Annotated in this window: 17 protein-coding genes; 10 read left to right on the top strand and 7 right to left on the bottom strand. The window is 60.8% G+C overall.

Annotated features, from left to right (window positions below; translation table 11 throughout):
• The 5 genes from JO015_16555 to JO015_16535 all read left to right on the top strand — a co-directional run bounded on the left by JO015_16555 (window position 1) and on the right by JO015_16535 (window position 7,188).
• Window positions 1-1,503, top strand: a complete 1,503-nt coding sequence (locus JO015_16555; protein MBW0000711.1) for a hypothetical protein — start codon at window positions 1-3, stop codon at window positions 1,501-1,503.
• Window positions 1,475-2,314 carry a polysaccharide deacetylase family protein gene (locus JO015_16550; GenBank protein ID MBW0000710.1) on the top strand — a complete coding sequence of 280 codons (840 nt, stop codon included), beginning with the start codon at window positions 1,475-1,477 and terminating at the stop codon, window positions 2,312-2,314. The genes JO015_16555 and JO015_16550 overlap by 29 nt, the downstream gene beginning before the upstream one ends.
• Before the next feature lie 231 nt (window positions 2,315-2,545).
• Window positions 2,546-4,948, top strand: coding sequence for a glycosyltransferase (locus JO015_16545; protein MBW0000709.1), 2,403 nt, complete (start codon window positions 2,546-2,548; stop codon window positions 4,946-4,948).
• Window positions 4,949-5,099: 151 nt separating this feature from the next.
• Entirely contained in the window at window positions 5,100-5,369 is a 270-nt protein-coding gene (rpsN, locus tag JO015_16540; GenBank protein ID MBW0000708.1) for a 30S ribosomal protein S14, read from the top strand.
• A 403-nt stretch (window positions 5,370-5,772) separates the two neighbouring features.
• Window positions 5,773-7,188, top strand: a complete 1,416-nt coding sequence (locus JO015_16535) for an HlyC/CorC family transporter (protein MBW0000707.1) — start codon at window positions 5,773-5,775, stop codon at window positions 7,186-7,188.
• A 370-nt stretch (window positions 7,189-7,558) separates the two neighbouring features.
• Here JO015_16535 and ftsY read toward each other — a convergent pair whose 3' ends face one another.
• The 4 genes from ftsY to JO015_16515 form a co-directional block, all read right to left on the bottom strand.
• A complete protein-coding gene (gene ftsY / locus JO015_16530; GenBank protein ID MBW0000706.1) occupies window positions 7,559-8,407 on the bottom strand; it encodes a signal recognition particle-docking protein FtsY in 849 nt (282 codons plus the stop codon).
• A 40-nt stretch (window positions 8,408-8,447) separates the two neighbouring features.
• The gene (nusB, locus tag JO015_16525; protein ID MBW0000705.1) at window positions 8,448-8,903 is read right to left on the bottom strand and encodes a transcription antitermination factor NusB; all 456 of its coding nucleotides are present in this window, start codon (window positions 8,901-8,903) and stop codon (window positions 8,448-8,450) included.
• Between the two features lies 1 nt (window position 8,904).
• Window positions 8,905-9,387 (bottom strand): 6,7-dimethyl-8-ribityllumazine synthase, encoded by a 483-nt coding sequence (locus tag JO015_16520; protein ID MBW0000704.1) that lies wholly within the window; start codon window positions 9,385-9,387, stop codon window positions 8,905-8,907.
• A gap of 210 nt (window positions 9,388-9,597) precedes the next feature.
• Complete coding sequence (locus tag JO015_16515) at window positions 9,598-10,797, bottom strand: bifunctional 3,4-dihydroxy-2-butanone-4-phosphate synthase/GTP cyclohydrolase II (protein MBW0000703.1); 1,200 nt, start codon at window positions 10,795-10,797, stop codon at window positions 9,598-9,600.
• A 103-nt stretch (window positions 10,798-10,900) separates the two neighbouring features.
• Here JO015_16515 and JO015_16510 point away from each other — a divergent pair, with 103 nt between their 5' ends.
• The 4 genes from JO015_16510 (at window position 10,901) to JO015_16495 (ending at window position 14,518) form a co-directional block, all read left to right on the top strand.
• Window positions 10,901-11,887, top strand: coding sequence for a GDP-L-fucose synthase (locus JO015_16510; GenBank protein ID MBW0000702.1), 987 nt, complete (start codon window positions 10,901-10,903; stop codon window positions 11,885-11,887).
• Between the two features lie 30 nt (window positions 11,888-11,917).
• Window positions 11,918-12,622: a cytidylate kinase family protein gene (locus JO015_16505; GenBank protein ID MBW0000701.1), complete on the top strand. Its 705-nt coding sequence runs from the start codon at window positions 11,918-11,920 to the stop codon at window positions 12,620-12,622.
• Window positions 12,619-13,314 carry a DUF1345 domain-containing protein gene (locus JO015_16500; GenBank protein MBW0000700.1) on the top strand — a complete coding sequence of 232 codons (696 nt, stop codon included), beginning with the start codon at window positions 12,619-12,621 and terminating at the stop codon, window positions 13,312-13,314. Before JO015_16505 ends, JO015_16500 begins: the two co-directional genes overlap by 4 nt.
• Before the next feature lie 403 nt (window positions 13,315-13,717).
• Window positions 13,718-14,518: a dienelactone hydrolase family protein gene (locus JO015_16495; protein ID MBW0000699.1), complete on the top strand. Its 801-nt coding sequence runs from the start codon at window positions 13,718-13,720 to the stop codon at window positions 14,516-14,518.
• 210 nt (window positions 14,519-14,728) lie between these two features.
• On the opposite strand, the gene JO015_16490 is transcribed toward JO015_16495, so the two are convergent.
• From JO015_16490 to JO015_16480, 3 genes are all read right to left on the bottom strand, one after another.
• Window positions 14,729-15,556, bottom strand: coding sequence for a hypothetical protein (locus JO015_16490; GenBank protein ID MBW0000698.1), 828 nt, complete (start codon window positions 15,554-15,556; stop codon window positions 14,729-14,731).
• A gap of 41 nt (window positions 15,557-15,597) precedes the next feature.
• On the bottom strand, window positions 15,598-16,326 hold the full coding sequence (locus tag JO015_16485) for a hypothetical protein (GenBank protein ID MBW0000697.1): 729 nt from the start codon (window positions 16,324-16,326) through the stop codon (window positions 15,598-15,600).
• Window positions 16,327-16,442: 116 nt separating this feature from the next.
• Entirely contained in the window at window positions 16,443-17,426 is a 984-nt protein-coding gene (locus JO015_16480; protein MBW0000696.1) for a D-2-hydroxyacid dehydrogenase, read from the bottom strand.
• Between the two features lie 142 nt (window positions 17,427-17,568).
• On the opposite strand from JO015_16480, the gene JO015_16475 reads away from it, so the two are divergent.
• Window positions 17,569-19,389 (top strand): glycoside hydrolase family 15 protein, encoded by a 1,821-nt coding sequence (locus JO015_16475; GenBank protein ID MBW0000695.1) that lies wholly within the window; start codon window positions 17,569-17,571, stop codon window positions 19,387-19,389.
• The last annotated feature ends 274 nt before the right edge of the window (window positions 19,390-19,663 follow it).

Here is a 19,663-nt window from a genome sequence, read left to right as displayed (position 1 = left end):
ATGTCGCGAACCTGGTTGGCCCTGATCCTTGGTGTTGCAAGTGCCGCACTGGCCGTCGCCGGCGTTGAGATCGATTCTGCGGGCTGGCTGGGCTGGGTTGCCCTCGTGCCCGTCCTCATCCCGTGCCTGTTCTTCAAGGACCGGTACGCCCCTGCCGTCCTGGCCGGTCTCGGCTTTGGTGCGGGCATGGGGGGCGGCTTGTTCCGGTGGCTGATCGTCGATGGCCGGTGGATCGAGTGGGGCAGCAACGTACTAAGCTTCAGCGTGCTCGGGCTGGTCTGGTCCTGGCTAGTCTGGCGTTACGCGAAGTTGCCGGCGCCCGTGGACCGGATACCCGCCAAACCGAAGAGGCTGCAGCCGCTTCTGCCCAGCCGGGCGGATACGGCGGCGGCCTGGGCCGGTTCGATCGCCCACCTGCGCGTCGCCATGATCACCGCGGCAGGCTGGACGGTGCTCGAGTGGGCCCGCGGCCTGATCATGCCGGCGTGGAACCCGCTCGGGTTGGCCATCGCCGGTGACCTGCCGCTCCTGCAGTTAACCAAGGCAACCGGACCGCTGGGACTCGGCACCATGCTGGTGTTCGCCAACGTCATCGTCTTGACGAGCGTCCGGCGCCTGGCGCGGGAACCCGGCCGCATGAGCTGGGCCGGGCGGTTCGACGTCACCGCCACCCTGGCCGCAATCTTTCTTTGCGCCCTCGCCGGTTTTTACAGCCTGACGCACCCGAGCGAAAATGTTCTCCGGCGCAAGGTGTTATGCGCCAGCGTCAGGAATGCGGATACCGGTTCCCTGGCGGCCCTTTCCCGGGCGGCCGGCGCGCCTGGTTTTGACCTGCTCGTCTGGCGCGAGGCAGTCTTCAACCCGGCCGGCTACGGTAAACTCAGCGAGTTGGGAATCGGTAAATCCACCGGCCTGTTCAGCGGCGTGGCGGGGGCCCCGGGCCGGGGCCTGATCGGTTCGCGAACCGTGCTGCCCGGCACGGTTACCAGCCTGTTTGCCCCGCTGAACAACGCGGCGTTCTTCGTCCCATTCAGTACGGCGCCGGTCCGTAACCTGACCCCGTTCAGTTACCGGGACGCGAGTTGGCTGCCGCTTCTGAATTGGCAGGGCGGGGCGCCGCCCCTACTACGAACCGCTCTGACGACTCAGGCCGCGGTCTGGATCGTGTTGTTCGACGTTCCGGGCCGGTCGCGGTGGGCCGGACGCCAACTCCGCAACAACCTCAAGCTTTGGGCTGCCGCGTACGGGCGAGCCCTGATTTTCAGCGGGCGCGGCGCAGGTTCGTTACTCCAGTCGCCGACAGGGCGGGTGATGGCTCAGACCCGCGAAGAACCTTCTGCGGCCGTAACCGCCGATCTCGAGACCCCGCTGTTCAACGCCGAGACCCTTTACGCCCGGCTGGGTGACTGGTGGCCCGTCGCCATGGGGGTTGTCGTTTTGTTTTTTGCTCTGAGCGAGCGTTTGCAACGTGTTTATGCGCCGCCTCGTCGTTTCCGTTCATGACGTTTCTCCGCTGACCCAGCCGGACTGCGAACCGATGCTGCAAGACCTGGCTGCGGCCGGCGTCTCGACTACCTCCCTGTTGGTTATCCCCGACCACCACCGGCGCGCCCCGGTGACTAAAGCACCCGGATTTCAACAGTGGCTCACCACGCGGGTAAGGCAGGGGCACGAAGCCGTCCTCCACGGCTACTATCACCTAAGGGATCAGCGGGCCGGGGAAACGTTCCGGGATCGTTGGACCACGCGGCTTTATACGGCGGGTGAAGGCGAATTTTATGACCTCGACCAGGAGCAAGCTTCCCGGCGGTTGCGCCAGGGACTGGCCGATTTCGGCTTTCTGCCGTGTCCCTTTGCCGGGTTCATCGCCCCCGCATGGTTGCTCGGCGCCGGCGCAAAATCCGCCGTGCAAGCCTGCGGTTTTCGCTACACCACGACGGTACACGGCGTCGACGACCTCATGACCGGCCGTTACCTGGCATCCCGCTCCCTGGTCTGGAGCACCCGAGCCGCATGGCGGCGATGGGCAAGCCTGCGCTGGAATGCCTGGCTGGACCGGCGCTTGCGGCAACGGGAAGTTCTCCGCATCGGGCTGCACCCGCCCGACCGGCGCTACCCGGAAATCTGGGTGCAGGTGCTTGAAATCGTTCGCCGGGCCGCCCGTGAACGGCAGCCGGTCTGCTATGAACAATTGGTGTCGGGTGTCGGGTCACACGGCGCCACGGCGGAACACGGCGACCACGGCGGAAAGACAGAAATCATCCGCAGAACACGCAGAAGAACGCAGAAAAAGAATCCCAAACGCTGGACTTGACAGCGGCAACCGGCACCCATGATGGCGTTCCGAACTCCGAACTCCGAACTCCGAACTCCGAACTCCGAACTCCGAACTCCGAACTCCGAACTTTACCCGACACCCTCTGTGGACGTTTTATCTCTGTTCTGCGTTATCTGCGTGTTCTGCAGATATTCTTCTGTGTAACTTGTGGACCGCTGACTCGTACTTGCGCAAGTCACCGGAGTGCCTTTTCTGTAAGCCTCACGCATGCCGGCCAAAGTTGACCTTCACTTGCATTCTCGTTTCAGCGATCGCTCGGCGGAATGGTTTTTCCGGAGATTCGATTTTCCGGACAGCTACTCCGATCCGCGCAGGCTTTATAAGGTACTGAAGGATAAAGGGATGACGTTTGTCACCCTCACCGACCACAACCGGATCGACGGCTGTCTGGAAATTGCCGATCTGCCCGGCACATTCCTGAGCGAGGAGGTAACGGCGCGCTTTCCTGAGGATAAAGTCGCTGTGCACCTGCTGGTCTGGAACCTGAGCGAGGCGCAACATCGCGAGATCCAGGGCCTGAGGGACAACCTGTACGAGCTGCAGGCTTACCTGGCCCAACAAGGACTGGTTCACGCGGTGGCTCACCCGCTCTACGACAAAAATCGGCAGCTGACGGCGGATCACCTCCAGCGGCTGATTCTGCTCTTCAAGCATTTTGAAGGGGTGAATGGGTTAAGGGACACGTTGCTCAGCAGCGTCGTCCAGTACCTCCTGCACTCGCTGACCCCCGCGATGATCGAGGAATTTGCCAACCGGCAGAATCTCGCTCCCACGCATCCGGAGCCGGCCCGGAAAATTCTTGTGGCGGGATCAGACGATCACGCCGGCATTTTTCCCGCTTCGGCCTACACGGAAACCCCGGGTGGCCGCACCCCATCCGATTACCTTCGCTTCGTGGCCGACGGCAACTGCCTGATTCATGGCCATGGCGGCACGCCGATCGTCATTTCGCACGGCCTTTACAACCTGGCCTACCAGTTTGCGAAGGATAAATTCGCGGGCGCCGTGAATCCGAACCTCGGCTTTCTGGAAATCGTTTTTTCACGGTTCATGGAGGGCAAGAACCCGACCCAGTTTACCCTGGGCGAAAAAATCGCCTTGGTTTCCAACGGCATCTTGTCCGGCAAGATCTTCGACCTGGTCAAGCCGGCGAACCTCTCGATCTGGCCCGAACTCGCCAATTACTTCGGGAGTCCCGCGGTGCAGGCTCAAATTGCCCGCGAGACGGAAGGGGTGGCTGAGCCGGAACGGCGCGCCTTCCTGCTGGTCGCGTTGGTTTCCAATCAGCTCGCGTTCCGGTTTTTTGACAAGTTTGTCCACCAGATCAGGGGCGGAAACGTCATCGAGGCCGTGCAGAGCTTGAGCGCCCTGTTGCCGATGGGCGTCCTGCTCGGCCCGTATTTTTACGGGTTTCAGAGCCAGGCGCCGTCCCGGCCGCGGCTCCGCGAGATCTGTCTTGGGACGGTCGGCACGGTGCCGCCTGAGCTTGAGAATACCAAGCGCGCCTGGTTCACCGACACCCTGGAAGACGTGAACGGGGTGGCCACCACCATTCGCAAGATGACCGCGGCGGCGCGTGAGAACGGGGCGGAACTCATCGTCGTAACCTCTCGTGAGAGCGTCGGCGTGCACGGCATCCCGATCAAAAACTTCCCGCCGATAGGAGAATTTGAGCTGCCGGAGTACGAACTGCAGAAGCTCAGCTTTCCGCCGGTGCTGCACATGCTCGACTACATTCAGCGCGAACGTTTCAGCGAGGTGATCATCAGCACGCCCGGCCCGGTTGGCCTGACCGCCCTGCTGGCCGCCAAGATGTTGGACCTGAAGACCACCGGGATTTATCACACGGATTTTCCGCAATACGTGCGGATTCTCACGCAGGACAACTACATGGAGACCCTGGCTTCGAACTTCATGCACTGGTTTTATTCCCAGTTCGATCTCGTCTACGTGAACTCGGAGTACTACCGGCAGCGCTGGATCCAGAACGGGTTGCCGAAGGAACGCCTGAAACTCCTGCCGCGCGGATTGGATACCCACTTGTTTACCCCGGCCCTCCGTGACCCGGCCTTTTGGGAGAGTTACGGTAAAGCCCCGGATGAAATCGGGTTATTGTACGTCGGCCGCGTGTCGAAAGAAAAAAACCTCGACGTGGCGATCGGTGCGTTCCATAAGCTCCGGGCGGAAGGTTTGAAAATCCGCATGCTGCTGGTGGGCGACGGTCCGTACCTGAGAGAGTTGCGTGAACAATTCCCGGAGGGCTGCTACACGGGGTACCTGAACGGGAAGGAGCTCGCCACGGCGTATGCGTCCGCCGATATCTTCGTTTTTCCGAGCACGACGGATACCTTCGGAAACGTCGTCCTCGAAGCCCAGGCGGCGGGTTTGCCTTGCGTGGTTTCAGACCACGGCGGCCCGCAGGAATTGGTGCGTGATGGTGATGTTGGCTTGGTGACCCGGGGGCTTGACGTGGGCGCGTTTGCCGCCGCGGTGCGAACCCTGGTTTGTGACCCGAAGCTGCGTGCCGGCATGGGCCAGCGTGCGCGAGACCGCGTGCTCACCCGAAACTGGAGCAACGCCTTTCGTCAGTTCTGGGATGAAACCCGGTGAAGGATGCCCGCCGGCATGGAGGGGGAGGGGAGCGGGCGCGCCGGAGAGGGCCGAACCCGGCCGGCTCCGCACACAAGAAACCGCCCGGCGGATACTGAAAGTTTCGGTTGCAATTCGGGACCAGTGCGATACTTTCCCCGCTCTTGTTATTATGGCAAAGAAGAGCTGGACTGAGAGGAACAAGCGCAAGCAGAAAACGGTGGAAAAGTACGCCGCGATTCGCGCTGAACTGAAGGCGAAAGGCGATTACGAAGGCCTTGCCAAGCTCCCGAGGGATGCCAGCCCGACCCGTTTGGTGAATCGCTGCGAGGCGAGCGGCCGGCGCCGCGCCTACATACGTCGTTTTCACCTTTCCCGTATCGCCTTTCGCGAGCTTGCTTCGCAGGGGTTGATTCCGGGAGTTACCAAATCCAGTTGGTGATCCGGTTTCCCGGGTTATTTACACCAGGCTCGGTGTTTTCGATCTTGCGCAGCGACTCAAGGGCACCCGGTCATGCAGGCTTTGGGCTTGTCGCGATGGGACCGCTGATTTCGGCCGGGAAGGCTGGTTAGATAATTTCGCATCGCTTCGGGCAGCCCGATGCGGCGCTCCGGAACGTTTCCCCTCCCAGGTGGCCCGCCGGTGACGCGGCGCAGCAATTTACCCCGACCCTCCAGATTGAGATCCGTTTTTTCCGGCAGGCCTTTTCAGGCTTCCCGACTGGACACGCCCGGACGCAGACGCTCAGTTAGCGCGACAGACCCGAATCGGGTATGAAGGATCTGGTTGTCATGTTTGTTTGCCCGGTCGAAGTAACTATTTTGTTCGGAGGTGCTGTCTTCTCATGACCATAGACACTGCCGCTGCCGCGTGGATCATCGGAGCCGATGAACCGGGCTCGGTCACCGTGGGTTCGGTCTTCTGGCACGCGTTTGTGATCCTGCTGTTGGTGTTCCTGAACGGCTTTTTCGTCGCTTCCGAATTTGCCCTGGTGAAGGTGCGCGGAAGCCAGTTGGAAGCACTGGAAGACGAAAACGAGAAAAGGGTCACGTTCACCCGGCACGTCATTTCCAACCTGGACGGTTACCTTTCGGCGACGCAACTCGGCATCACGCTGGCGAGCCTGGGGCTCGGCTGGATCGGTGAACCGTACGTCGCTCGATTGCTCGAGCCGCTGCTGAGCCGGATCGGCATCGGCCACGGACCGGCCCTTCATGGGATCTCTTTCATCCTCGGATTTGCCGTCATCACCTACCTGCACATCGTGTTGGGCGAAGTTACCCCGAAGTCGGTCGCCATCCGCAAGGCGTTGGCCCTGAGCCTGTGGATCAGTGCGCCGCTGCACGTCTTTTACATCGTCTTTCGCCCGGCCATCTGGTTTCTCCAAACCTCAGCGGACTGGATCCTGCGCACCATCCTGCGTATGAGCCCCGTCGCCGAAACGGAACTCGGACACAGCGAAGAGGAGCTGCGGGTCATTCTGACGGAGAGCGACACCGGGTCTGACGTCACCGCCCTCAGCAAGGAAATTCTGATTAATGCGCTCGACTTTCGCCGCCGCGTCGTGCGCGACATCATGACGCCGCGAGGCGACGTGGTTTACCTGGACATCCAGGACAGTTTCGAAGCGAACCTGCAGGTCGCCTTGAAGTCCGGTCATACCCGATTTCCTCTGGTTCAGGGACACCTGGACAACACCATCGGCCTTATTCACATCAAGGACCTGATGCGCGAGATAAAAAAGGAAAAACCTGATATCCTCGCCGTAAAACGGGAACTGATGCCGGTTCCCGAGTTCATGCCGCTGGAGAAGCTGTTGAAGCTTTTTCTGGCGAGGCGCGCGCACTTCGCCGTGGTGGTGGATGAATACGGCGGCGCCGTCGGCATTGTCACTCTCGACAACGTGCTCGGTGAACTCGTCGGCGAGATCAAGGACGAGTTCGACCAGGAGCAGGCCAAGAAGTTTGTGCGTCTTAACGCAGAGGAATTCATCGTTCAAGGGCAGGTGAACCTTTACGAGTTGCGGGATCTGGCCGGGCTCGAGCTTGAGGCCGTCGACGTCAGCACGATCGGCGGCTACGTCGTGCAGTTGCTTGGGCATTTGCCGAAACAAGGTGAGCAAGTCCGGATCGGCAATTACCTCGTCACCATCACCCAAACCGACGGCCGGCGCGTTCTCCAGCTTCATTTCACACGGCAGCAGCCTGCCGGTGAGCCCCTGGACGTCGAGCGTCCCGTCGAGCGCCTCAAACAGGGGTAGGCGGGCGTTTCCGTCACACGGCGGCCACAGCGGGTTCGGCGGGCACAACGACAGAGTTCACACGGCGAACACGGCGAGCCACGGCGAACACGGCGAGAAGAGGAATGCCACAAAAGCGGGCTGCCGATTTTGCGCGGCTGGAATTCATGCCGTCTTTGGCCGGAGCGGCGGCTGGAATAATCGGCACTAAAGCTCCTGGCTGTTACCAACCGCCGCTCCGGCCAAAGACGGCATAATCGTTGCCGGGTACCGAATTTGCAGTCGAGCATCGGGTTCCAGGTAATTCAGTCTTCTCGCCGTGGTCGCCGTGTGAACTCTGTCGCCGTGCCCGCCCAACCCGCTGTGGCCGCCGTGTGACCGAGCGTCCTTATCACAGCAGTTTCTCGACGAACTCGTCCCGGTCGAAATAGGCGAAATCTTCCAGGTGTTCTCCCGTCCCGATGAATCTCGGCGCCAGACCCAGTTCATTCTGGATGGCAACAGCGATGCCGCCCTTGCCGGAGCCGTCCAGTTTGGTCACGATGAGGCCGGTCAGGCCGACCGCCTGCTTGAATTCCTTCGCCTGCACGAGGGCGTTGCTGCCGGTTGTGGCGTCAACGACGAGAAGGCATTCGTGAGGGGCACCCTCATCGTGTTTTTTAAGGCTGCGCACCACCTTGCTCAGTTCCTGCATCAGGTTGCTTTTCGTGTGCAGCCGTCCCGCGGTATCGCAAATCAGGAATTCGATGTTGCGCCGGTGAGCGGCACTATACGCATCATAACAAAGGGCGGCAGGGTCGGCGTTGTACTCACCGGCAATGATCTCGACCGCGATCCGGTCCGCCCAGATTTTGAGCTGCTCGATCGCAGCCGCCCGAAACGTGTCGGCGGCCGCCAGCATCGCGGTGTGACGCTCCTTTTTCAGAAGGTAAGCAAGCTTCGCCGTGGAGGTCGTTTTACCGGTCCCGTTCACCCCCGCAACGAGCACCACTCTGGGCCGGTTCGGCAGCGGACGCAGCCTCGGGTTCGATGCCGGGAAAATGCTCTCGATGTGGGCCCGCGTGACGTTCACAATGTCGCGCGCCGTCACTTTTTCGGGCCGCTGCTGCAGCTCGCTCACGATCTGGAGCGTCATCGGCACGCCGATGTCGGAACGAATCAACATCTCCTCCAGTTCGTCCCAATCCACCGCTTTACCGGCAAATCGATCGATGATGTCTCGAAAAAAACCGAACGCCATAAATACCTTAGACCTTACACCCGGATTCGGGCGGGCCGCCCTAGCCGCTTTCCGCTCCCTTGCCGGGGAGGGACGTGCGCAGCGGCCGCTTCAGGTCCATCTTGACGCGGTCCAGAACCCCGTTCACGAAGCGGCTGGACTCTTCCGTACCGAACTTTTTGGCGATGTCGATCGCCTCGTTGATCGCGACGACCGGCGGGACGTCGGGCACGTGCCACATTTCATAAATCGCCATTCGGAGGATATTCCGGTCCACCGCGGAGATGCGCTTCAGTTCGTAATTGGCCGTGTAACGCGTGATCTTTTCGTCGATGTCCGCCTGGTGCAGAATCACCCCTTGAACAAGTTGTACGGCAAACTCCTTCAGGCCGGGCGCAACGCTGCGAAGGCTCCAGAAACGAGAGAGATCTTCCTCCGTGAGCTGCTCGTGACGGTTTAAGTCCCAATGAAACAGGAGTTGGAGCGCGACTTCGCGGCCTTCTCGACGTTTGCCCATACTACTTCTTGGTTGCAGCAACCTCAGCCAGAGCGCCCAGCATTCTCACCGTAGCGCGCGCCGCCTCGACACCGCGGTTAAGTTTGTCATCCAGACACCGGGCACGCGCCTGCTCGTGCGTCTTTACCACCAGAATTTCATGGAGAACCGGAAGGGCGTGCCGGATGCTGGTCTGCAGCAAACTCGCCGTCACCGCCTCCGCAATCAATGAGGCGTGCAAGGTCTCTCCATCAAAAATCACCCCAAAGGCCAGAATCGCGTCCGGTCCTCGCAGGGCGGCCACTCGTTCGACGCCCAGCGCAATCTCAAACGAGCCCGGAACCCGGAACACATCGACGGTGGCGGCGGGTGCGATCGTCTCCAGTTCGCGGCGGGCTGACCGGATCAGGCCGTCCACGTATTGCTCGTGGTACTCGCTGGCCACGATCGCCAACCGGTGCACAAGCGAGGTAGAGACCGGTCGTGGAGGTAGTTCCGTCGCCATGAGTGGGTGACGATACGCCTAATGGCCGTACCCGCAACTAAATGCCACAAGCGGAAAAATGCCACAAATGAAAGAAGATCTGGCTCTGACGTTTCTTGGTGAGACCTCAAGGACCGATCAGGAGTGCTGGCAGCGTTCAACGCCGTGATGGGGAGCCCGGAAGGTCTTTCATTTGTGGCATTTGTGGCATTTTTCCGCTTGTGGCATTCCCTAGAGGATATGGCCCATTTTAAGCCGTTTGGTTTCCAGGTAACGCTCATTAAACGGGTTAGGCACGATTTTCATGGGTACCTGCTCGACGATGTTCAAGCCGTAACCCTGCAGCCCGACGACCTTCTTGGGATTATTGGTCAAGAGGCGGATGTCGCGCACGCCGAGGTCCACCAGGATCTGTGCGCCGAGACCGTATTCGCGCAGGTCAGTCGGGAAACCCAACCGTTCGTTGGCTTCGACGGTATCGAAGCCGGCCTCCTGCAATTTGTAGGCATGGATCTTGGCGGCGAGTCCGATCCCGCGTCCCTCCTGGCGCATGTAGACCAGGACGCCGCAACCGGCTTCGTGGATCTGTTTAAGGGCGGTGTGTAACTGATTGCCGCAATCGCAGCGGCGCGATCCGAAGACATCGCCGGTCAGGCATTCGCTGTGGACGCGAACCAGCGTGGGCCGTCCGCTGACCACACTGCCTTTGACCAGGGCGAGGTGATGCATGTCGTCGACCACCGAGCGGTACAGGTGCAGTTGAAAGTCGCCGTAATCGGTTACCAGCGGCGCCACTTGCTCGCGTTTGATGAGTTTCTCGCGCGACCGGCGGTAAGCGATGAGGTCCTCGATGGAGGACATCTTCAGCCCGTGCCGTTTCTTGAACTCGATCAGATCAGGAAGGCGCGCCATCGTGCCGTCATCATTGACGACTTCCGCCAGCACCCCCGCAGGACGCAGGCCGGCCAGACGGGCCAGATCGACGGCGGCTTCGGTGTGGCCCGCGCGCCGCAACACCCCGCCGGGGCGGTAGCGTAGGGGAAAGACGTGGCCCGGCCGGACCAGTTCCTCCGGGCGAGTGTCCGGGGCCGCGAGCAATCGGATGGTCCGGGCCCGGTCTGCGGCCGAAATCCCGGTCGTGACGCCCTCGCGAGCGTCTGCGGAAATGGTGTAAGCGGTGCGCATCGACTCCGTGTTGCGAACCGTCATCAGCGGCAACTCCAGGCGATCCAGATCTTCGCCGGTCATCGGCACGCAAATCACGCCCGACGTGTACCGGATCATGAAGCTGATCAAGGATGGCGTGGCCTTTTCTGCGGCCAGGATGAGATCACCCTCGTTTTCCCGCTGGGCGTCATCCGTCACAATGACCAGTTTGCCTCGCCGGAGATCTTCGAGGACTTCCTCGACCGGATCAAACTCGACATTCATAAGTTTGGAAGGCTTTCACCATACATCACGGAGTCCCGAAACCAAAACCGGGGTGCCGGAGTTCGTTGACGCCGCCGCCGAAAGGGATTAGCTAACCCACCTCATGCAGACCGAGTCGATTTTCGTGGCCGGCCATCGCGGGTTAGTGGGAAGCGCGGTCGTACGCAACCTGCAAGCGTACGGCTATCGTCGCATCCTCACGCGTGCCCGGTCAGAGCTGGACCTGCGGGACCGGGCGGCCGTCTGGCACTTCTTCCGGCACGAGAAGCCGGCCCTCGTGGTGGCGGCGGCGGCGAGGGTCGGCGGCATCCAGGCTAATCACCGGTACCCGGTTGACTTTCTGCTGCATAACCTGGAGATCCAAAATAACCTTATCTCGGCCAGCTACGAGCACGGCGTCCGTAAACTTCTCTTTCTGGGCAGTTCCTGTATCTACCCGAAGTTCGCCGAACAGCCGATCCGGGAAGAGGCGCTGCTGACGGGGCCCCTGGAGCCGACGAATGAGCCGTACGCGATTGCGAAAATCGCCGGCATCAAACTTTGCCAGGCGTACGCCCGGCAGTATGGCGCCAATTTCATTTCGGCCATGCCGACCAACCTTTACGGGCCGGGCGACAATTTTGAGCTGCAAACGTCGCACGTGCTTCCGGCGTTGCTTCGCAAAATCCATGAAGCCAAGGTTGCCGGCCGGTCGGAAGTCGTCGTTTGGGGTACCGGCACGCCGAGGCGGGAGTTTTTGCACACCGACGATCTGGCGGACGCGTTACGCTTTCTGCTGGAAAACTACGATTCTCCGGAGATCATCAATGTCGGGTGGGGCCAGGATGTGACCATTCGTGGATTGGCCGAGTTGATTTGCGACGTCGTCGGATTTCAGGGTTCACTGGTTTTTGATCCGGGCAAGCCCGACGGAACACCCCGGAAGTTGCTCGACACCTCGCGCCTGCAAGCCTTGGGATGGCGTCCCGCCATCGGCTTGAGGGAAGGCATTGAACAGGTCTACCGCTGGTTTTTGCAAAGCGATTGCACCAAACCCGAGTTGATGAGTTTGCAAGCGTGCGCGCCTGCCGGCCATGCTTCCCCCCTGTGATGGCCTCCGCTGGTGCGCAACAACTTCACCGTGGAAACCAAACTTTCTCCCTTACGCATTGCTATCTCCGGCCACAGCGGGTGTGGCAACACCACGGCTACGAAAAACGTGGGTGAAACCCTCGGACTGGCGGTTGTTAATTACACCTTCCGTGACCTGGCGTGTGACCTGCGAGTGCCGTTTGAGGAAATCCAGCGACAGGCGTCGGAAACGCGGGTGTTTGATTTCCTGACCGATTTGAACCTGATCCGGGCGTCATTACGGCCGCGGGTGGTGGTCGGTTCGCGTCTGGCGGCCTGGTTGGTCGATGCCGACCTGCGGGTATGGCTGCAGGCGCCCCTGGAGACCCGGGCCAGCCGCATCTACCAGCGCGAGAAGGAAAAAGCTCCCAGCTACGAGGCCGTGCTTTACCGTACCTTGCAGCGCGACGAACAGAACCGTCGAAGGTACCTGGAACTCTACGGGCTCGACATTAACGACCACAGCGATTTCGATATCATCATCAACACCGAGAAGCTTACCGCCGAGCAGGTTTCCAGCCTGATCGTGGCGGCTGCCCGCTGGGCCAGTCAGAATCGTTTGGACCGGAAAAACCTGCACGTAGACCGGATCCGGAAAATCATCGCCGAAGAACTGCGGGTTGACCTCAGCATCTTGAGCGACGGCGCATCGACGCTCATCCTGCCGGAGGTCTACCGCAGAGCGAGCGCGCTGGTTCACGCGGCCTGCCCATGATCACCGCCACGAAAGACAGCCGGCCACGAAGCATCGACGCCCGGCATCGGATGCTGGTGTCCCTGGGGGTCGCCGCCGTCGTCACCCTCTGCACCCTCGGGCGCTTGTCGCGGGAAGTGCAGCTGATCACCATCTGGAACAGTTTCGCCGTTACCACGCTCGTGCTGGCCTGGCTGCAAATCATCACGTCCGACGCGTTCACCGCCGTGCGAACCGCCCGGATCCAGGACACCAGCCGCATCGCCATCTTTTCTGTGGTGGTAATCGGCGCCCTGGCCAGCCTGGCGGCCGTGGTCAGCGTGCTGGCTACAGCCAAGGCCTTCCATGGTCGAATCCTGCTTACCCACCTTCTGCTGGCGGTCGGAACCGTCCTCTGCTCCTGGACCCTGCTTCACACGATTTTTGCCCTGCACTACGCGCACCTCTATTATCAGCGGGGCGACGAGGATGATCGCGACGATGAACCCGGCGACGGGCTCGAGTTCCCCAACACAAAGAGGCCCGATTTTCTGGATTTTACGTATTTCTCGTTTGTGATCGGGATGACCTTCCAGGTGTCGGATGTTCAGATTACCGCTCCGGCAATCCGCCGCCTGGCGCTGGTGCACGGCCTGCTCTCGTTCATGTTTAACACCGTCATCCTGGCGCTCGCAATCAACCTGGCTTCCGGCCTCCTCACGCCGGGCTCTTAGGGAGAATGCCGCAAATGGAAGAGAGTGGCGGGTAACGGGTAACGAGTAACGGGTAACGGGTAATGAGTAGCGGGTGTCGGGTGTCGGTTACACGGCGGGCACGACGTAAGAGTTCACACGGCGCCACCGCGGAACACGGCGACCACGGCGGGAAGAGGAAAGAGTTCGGAGTTCGGAGTTCGGAGTTCGGAGTTCGGAGCGGCAGCATGGGGGTGGGTGCGAGCGTCAACCCTTAGAGTTGCCGCCAAGTCCCCTTAATCTGCGTCAATCTGTGTAATCTGTGGATGTTTTCTCTTTTCTGCGTTCTTCTGCGTGTTCTGCGGATGATTAAATCTTTTCGCTGTCGTCGCCGGGTTCCACCGTGACACCCGACACTCTCTTCGATTTGTGGCATTGTCCCGCCATGAGAACCTTTATCGGTCTGCTATGTCTATGTTCCTTTGCCGCTCTGGCACGTAGCGAAATGGTGACCAAAACCATCTCGTACGACGCCAATGGAACTTCCTTCCGAAGTTTCCTGGTCTACGATTCGGGGCAAACCACGGGGAAAAAGGTGCCGGGCGTTTTGGTCTTTCCGGAGTGGTGGGGGTTGAACGACTTCGACAAGCAAAAGGGTGAGGAACTGGCCAGGCTGGGTTATGTGGCTCTGGTTGTCGATATGTACGGAGACGGCCGGTCCACAACGAATCCGGAGGAGGCGAAAGCGCTTGCGGGCCAGCTTTACGGCAAGCCCCTCATGGCCGAGCGCGCGCAGCTCGGTCTCGATCAATTACAGAAGACCGGTCTGGTGGACGACAGTAAGCTGGGGGCGATCGGCTTTTGTTTAGGCGGCGCCGTCAGCCAAGCCCTGGCCTACACCGGGGCGCCGCTGAAAGGCATCGTCAGCTTCCATGGCGCGCTCATCCCGGCGCCGGCGGATGCCGGGGAAAAGACCCGGGCCAGGTTTCTCCTGCTGCATGGGGGGTTGGACCCGTTGGTGACAAAAGACCAGGTCGAGGCCTTTCTGCACGCTTTGAACCAGCAGAAATTGAACTACGAATTCATCGTCTACTCAGGGGCGGTCCATGCGTTCATGAATCCGGACGCCGATAAAATTCACGCTGCCGGGATGCAGGGCGTTGGCTATAACCCTGAAGTTGCCGGACGGGCATGGCACGAGATGGAGGAATTTTTCCGGGAGGCGTTTGGCGCTTCGCAAGGCTGAGCGATCACGGGCACGGTGGCCTGGGCCCGCCCCCCTCCTGTAGCATTGGTTACAGGATCTGGGGTGGGCTTTGTCCCTTGGGGAAACACCTTTGACGGCAGAGAGCAATCAACCCGCACCGGCCATTCGAACGACGCGAGCGATACGCTCCGGGAAACGCCACACGCCAGGATTCGTCATTCGCGGCATTTTTCCGCTCGTGGCATTTCCTCACTCTTTCAGCTTCGCGTAGAGTTGTACAATCTGCTGGCCGGAGACGGTGATTTTGTCGCGCAGTTGCTGGTAAGTGTCGGCCAGTTTCGCGTTGTCGAACGTCGGAACACCGGCACGCCCGCTCGCCTTCCAAGTGCCCCAATTCGTCTCATAAAAGCTCAGCAGTTTACCGTGAGTGTCGATGAACTCGCTGACGACTTTTTCTTTCTTTTGAATGACGTCCCAGGGCATTGAACCTACGATCTGCTTCTTTATCGACGTTGCCAATTGGCCGCTGATCCGTTGTGAAACCAGCGCATTCTCGAAATTGTCCGACATGTTCGCGTAGAGTTTCTCGACGAGTTCCTCGTCGCCGCGAAACTGCTTCAGCGAATCTTTCCAGGCTACCACTTCGTCCCTGGAGCCGAACGTGTTCGGATCGAGCCGTTCCGGCTTCTCAAAGTAGGTGAAGCGGTTGTACAGTTGACCTTCAGCCTGAACCAGCGGCTTCATCACCTTGTCGGCCGCGTACGCGATGCGCTGTCTCAGCTCATCGGACATCGCGGCGAACTTTCTTTGGGCGTCGGCGTCGGTCTGAGGCGAATTCGACGCGGCCGGTCCGGCCGGTCCGACTGCTCCTGGCAGCGGCGTGTTGGCCGCGTTTGGCGTCCCGGCAATTGACGTTGCTGCAGGCACCGGTTTGCCGCCGGCGGCAGCCGCGCGGGCGGCGTTGCCGGGCGAAGCGGATTGCGCAGAAGCCGACTGACAAGCAAACCCCGTCAGAAACAACAGGGCGAACGGCCGGCTGGAACAGATCAAATGGCGGGAGAAGGTGGATTTACTCACTGCAATGATGGGTTTAGCGGGGACGAAGGCGGAAGATTCCGTTACTCAGCCATGGCTTTATACTGTTGGTCCAATTCCTTGCCAGCCGAAACGACCTGGTCCTTGATTTTCTGATAGGCGCCCGCGAGCTGGCCCGTCTTGAACTTCAATGGCTGCCCGGCATCCCAGGCGCCCCAGTTTTTCTCGTAGAAGGCAAGCAGCTTGCCGTGAGCGTCCACGTATTGCTGGAAGCACCGGTTTTTCTTCTGGATGGTTTCCCACGGGAAACCGTCCAGGACCATCTGCCGGACGCGTTGGGCGATCTCGACGTTCACCCTCGCGTTAGTCAGTTCCGCATCCAGGTTCTTGCCGGCGTTTGCGTAAAGGCTGGCCACCAGGTCGCCCTTGTCGTGCAATTGCTGCAGCAGTTTTTGCCAATCCTGCACTTCGTCGACCGATGCGTAACTGTTCGGATCGAGGCGTTCCGGTTTCTGGAAATAAGAGAGTCTTCGGTAGAGTTGGGCCTCTTCACCCTGAATGCGGTCGAGAACTTTGCTGATGGAAGCCGTCACGCTTTGGCGCAGGGCGACAAGCCGGGCATCGTCCGGAGACGGCGAAGCGTCCGGCTTGGCCGGCGCCTGCGGTGACCGGGGCTGGACCTGACCGGGAACGGTGGCTGACGGGGCAACCTGTCCTCGAGTCTGGGCCTGGGCAAGCCCGGGCCAGGCTGCGCTGAAGAGGAGCAGACTCAGCGCAACACTGATTTTGGGAAGTGCGGGTCGGATCATCACGGCGCGACTCTCAGGTGGTCAATTCGTTCGAGGGCCACACCTAAGCAGGCGCGATCCGCCGGACGCAAGCCTAATCTGGGCGGGCGGCCGGTGCGACGCTGCGCGGTTGGCGCGGTTCAGCCGCCCGGCTGCAAGATCCGGTTGTCCAGCGGTTGCTGCCGTTCGAACCGGTGCAGGTTACGAACGAAATGTTCCACCAGGCGCTCGGATTCGTCGGCGTGGCCGCCGCTCGAGTGCGGCGTGATGTAACAATTGGGAGCCGACCAGAGCGGGTGATCCGGCGGCAACGGCTCCGGTTCAGTCACGTCAAGGTATGCGGCCGAAAGGCGGCCGGAACGCAACGCGCCCAGGAGCGCATCCTGGTCGGTGGTGGTGCCGCGTCCGATGGCGCAATAGTCGGCGCCCGATTTGAACTGTTCAAAACGCGCGGCGTTAAAGAAAAGGCGCGTGGACGGGTCATCCGGCAGCAGATTCACGACGTGATCGGCACCGGCGAGCGTAGCGGGCAGCTCGTCGATCGTGATGAGCTCAACGTTGGCCAGGCTCTGCCGGCGGCGGCGCAGCCCGTAGACCGTGGCCCCGAATGGCGCAAGCAACTCGGCGAGGCGAGCGCCGATCGAGCCGAATCCGGCCAGCAGGATCGTCTTGCGGTTGAGCAACCGGCTCCGTGCACGGATTTCGAGGTGCTCCCAGGCGTGGTTGGCGCGCTGCGCGTCGTACGCCGCGTGGAGTTGTCGCGCGCTTGCCAGGATGAAAGCCAGGGCGTGTTGAGCGCACGGTTCAGCGTAAACCCACGAGCTGTTGGTGACCTGCAGTTTGCCCGCCGCGACGAGCGCGCGAATCGCCGGGGTGTCGTATCGCGTGAATCCTGCACTGGAAACCTGCACCCAGCGGAGCCGCGGGCACGTAACGAGCGTCTCGGGATCGGGTTGGCCGAACGCGACGTCGGCCTCGTGCATCGTCGGGTCCGGCGCGCCCTCGGCCAGTACATTATCGGTCGAGGAAGCGATGATCAGCCGATGCTCCCCGGCAGCTTGGCGCAATTGCTGCCGTGCGGCATCGTCGAGGAACGCGTTGGTCCAGATGGTAAGTTGGGCCATGCCCTACGATGCGAAGAGTGCAACGGAAGTCCAGGGAACGTCGAGCAATTAGGGCGTGCCCTGCGCTCGCGCAAAAGGTAGAATGCGTTCCGGCCCGATGTTCTAAGGTGTTCAACCCCATTCAAAAGCGTACAGGTATAGTATGAACCCGAAGTATCTCCCAATCGAATGTCATGGGATAATCGGTAATCTGCAGACGGTGGCGTTAGTGGGTACGGACGGCTGCATCGATTTTTTGTGCATGCCGTATTTTGATTCGACGTCGATTTTTGCGGCGTTGCTCGATGCGCACAAAGGCGGCTCTTTCAAGCTCTCGGCCCTCCTGCAGAATGCGACGCCGAAACAGATCTACGTTGCGGATTCCAACATCCTGATGACCCGCTTTCTTTCATCCGACGGTGTCGGCGAGGTGAGCGATTACATGCCGATAGTGGTTGAAAAGGAGAGCGGCAATACGGATGCCGAGCACCAGTTGGTCCGGCGCGCGAAGTGCGTCCGGGGAGAGGTCCGGTTCGAGATGACGTGTCATCCCCGGTTCGATTACGGGCGCACCGGTCACAAGGTTAAACAGGTCGCCGCGAATGACGTCCTGTTCCTTCCGGCAAACGACCGGATTCCGCCTTTCCGCTTGCGCGCGCAGCCGGACCTGACCGTTGGCGAAGACGGGTCGGTACGGGCGGATTTTATATTGCGAGCGAACGAGAGCGCGCTGTTTGTGTTTGAGCTCGAGCACGGTGCGCCCTCCGGGATACGTGAGCACGAAGAGACCGCCTCGTTCAAACACACGCTGAACTACTGGCAATCGTGGATCAGCCGCTCCAATTACCAGGGGCGTTGGCGGGAGGTGGTCAGCCGCAGCGCCCTTGTGCTTAAACTGCTCACGTCCCAGCGTTACGGATCAATCGTGGCCGCACCGACCTTCGGGTTGCCGGAGGCGATCGGGGGCGGGCGCAACTGGGACTACCGTTACACCTGGATTCGGGACGCCAGTTTTACCCTTTACGCCCTGAGCCGGCTGGGTTTTGAGTCAGAGGCTGGGGCCTTCATGAACTGGCTGGAAGACCGGTGCCGGGAGGTAGGTCCGGGAGACGGTCTGCAGATCATGTACGGCATTGACGGCCGCAAGGACTTGCCTGAAGAGGTGGTGGAACAGTGGGAGGGTTACTGCGGCAGCTACCCGGTGCGAATCGGTAACGGCGCCGCCGGCCAGCTCCAGCTCGATATCTACGGTGAATTGCTGGATTCGGTCTACATCTACAACAAGTACGGGCAGCCGATCAGCCATGAGCTCTGGACCAGCCTGTCACACCTCGTCGATTGGGTGTGCGACCACTGGGATGCGCCGGACGAGGGTATCTGGGAAGTGCGCGGCGGACAGCAGGAGCTTTTTTACAGCCGGCTCATGTGCTGGGTGGCCATTGATCGGGGGTTGCGGCTGGCCGATAGACGTAGTTTTCCCGCGCCGCGGGCCCGCTGGTTAGCGGCTCGGGACGCGATCTATAACCAGATCCACACGGAGTTCTGGAATCCTGAATTACAGAGTTTCGTTCAGGCTCGGGGCGGGAAATTCGTCGATGCCGCCTGCCTTCTGGCGCCGCTGGTGCGTTTTATCAGCCCGACCGACCCCCGCTGGCTTTCGACGATGAAGGCGATCACCGAGTACCTGGTTGACGACTCCCTCGTGTACCGGTACCGCAACCCGGACGGGCTCCCCGGCCAGGAAGGCACGTTTTGCATGTGCTCGTTCTGGTACATCGAGGCGCTTGCGCGCGCCGGCGATGTGTCGCGTGCGCGGTATATCTTCGAAAAGATGCTCGGCTACGGCAACCACCTGGGCCTGTACGCAGAGGAACTGGGGCCGTCCGGGGAGCACCTGGGCAACTTCCCCCAGGCGTTTACCCATCTAGCGCTGATCAGCGCTGCCTTCGAGCTTAACCGCCGCCTCAACGAACGCCGGGCATGACGGAAAATGCCACAAATGAAGACGTGGCGGGTAACGGGTAACAGGTGTCGGGTGCCGGGTGCCGGGTGAGACGGCGGGAAGGCAGGAATCATCCGCAGAACACGCAGAGAACGCAGAAAAGAGAAAACATCCACAGATTACACAGATTGACACAGATTAAGGTGACGGCAGCGGCGCTTCTTCATCTGTGGCATTCTCTGCCGCTCCGAACGCCGAACCCCGAACTCTCTCCCCTTCTTCCCGCCGTGGTCGCCGTGTTCCGCCGTGGCGCCGT

The organism is Verrucomicrobiota bacterium (assembly GCA_019247695.1).
Taxonomy (GTDB): Bacteria; Verrucomicrobiota; Verrucomicrobiia; order Chthoniobacterales; family JAFAMB01; genus JAFBAP01.
The sequence above is the reverse complement of the archived record's forward strand: the minus strand, read 5'-3'. Positions and strand labels throughout refer to the sequence as shown.

Coding starts and splice junctions, on each gene's coding strand:
- nusB (MBW0000705.1), bottom strand. CDS start 8,903: ATGGGCAAACGTCGAGAAGGCCGCGAAGTCGCGCTCCAACTCCTGTTT.
- JO015_16555 (MBW0000711.1), top strand. CDS start 1: ATGTCGCGAACCTGGTTGGCCCTGATCCTTGGTGTTGCAAGTGCCGCA.
- JO015_16500 (MBW0000700.1), top strand. CDS start 12,619: ATGATCACCGCCACGAAAGACAGCCGGCCACGAAGCATCGACGCCCGG.
- JO015_16475 (MBW0000695.1), top strand. CDS start 17,569: ATGAACCCGAAGTATCTCCCAATCGAATGTCATGGGATAATCGGTAAT.
- JO015_16495 (MBW0000699.1), top strand. CDS start 13,718: ATGAGAACCTTTATCGGTCTGCTATGTCTATGTTCCTTTGCCGCTCTG.
- JO015_16515 (MBW0000703.1), bottom strand. CDS start 10,797: ATGAATGTCGAGTTTGATCCGGTCGAGGAAGTCCTCGAAGATCTCCGG.
- JO015_16520 (MBW0000704.1), bottom strand. CDS start 9,387: ATGGCGACGGAACTACCTCCACGACCGGTCTCTACCTCGCTTGTGCAC.
- JO015_16535 (MBW0000707.1), top strand. CDS start 5,773: ATGACCATAGACACTGCCGCTGCCGCGTGGATCATCGGAGCCGATGAA.
- ftsY (MBW0000706.1), bottom strand. CDS start 8,407: ATGGCGTTCGGTTTTTTTCGAGACATCATCGATCGATTTGCCGGTAAA.
- JO015_16480 (MBW0000696.1), bottom strand. CDS start 17,426: ATGGCCCAACTTACCATCTGGACCAACGCGTTCCTCGACGATGCCGCA.
- JO015_16510 (MBW0000702.1), top strand. CDS start 10,901: ATGCAGACCGAGTCGATTTTCGTGGCCGGCCATCGCGGGTTAGTGGGA.
- JO015_16545 (MBW0000709.1), top strand. CDS start 2,546: ATGCCGGCCAAAGTTGACCTTCACTTGCATTCTCGTTTCAGCGATCGC.
- rpsN (MBW0000708.1), top strand. CDS start 5,100: ATGGCAAAGAAGAGCTGGACTGAGAGGAACAAGCGCAAGCAGAAAACG.
- JO015_16550 (MBW0000710.1), top strand. CDS start 1,475: ATGCGCCGCCTCGTCGTTTCCGTTCATGACGTTTCTCCGCTGACCCAG.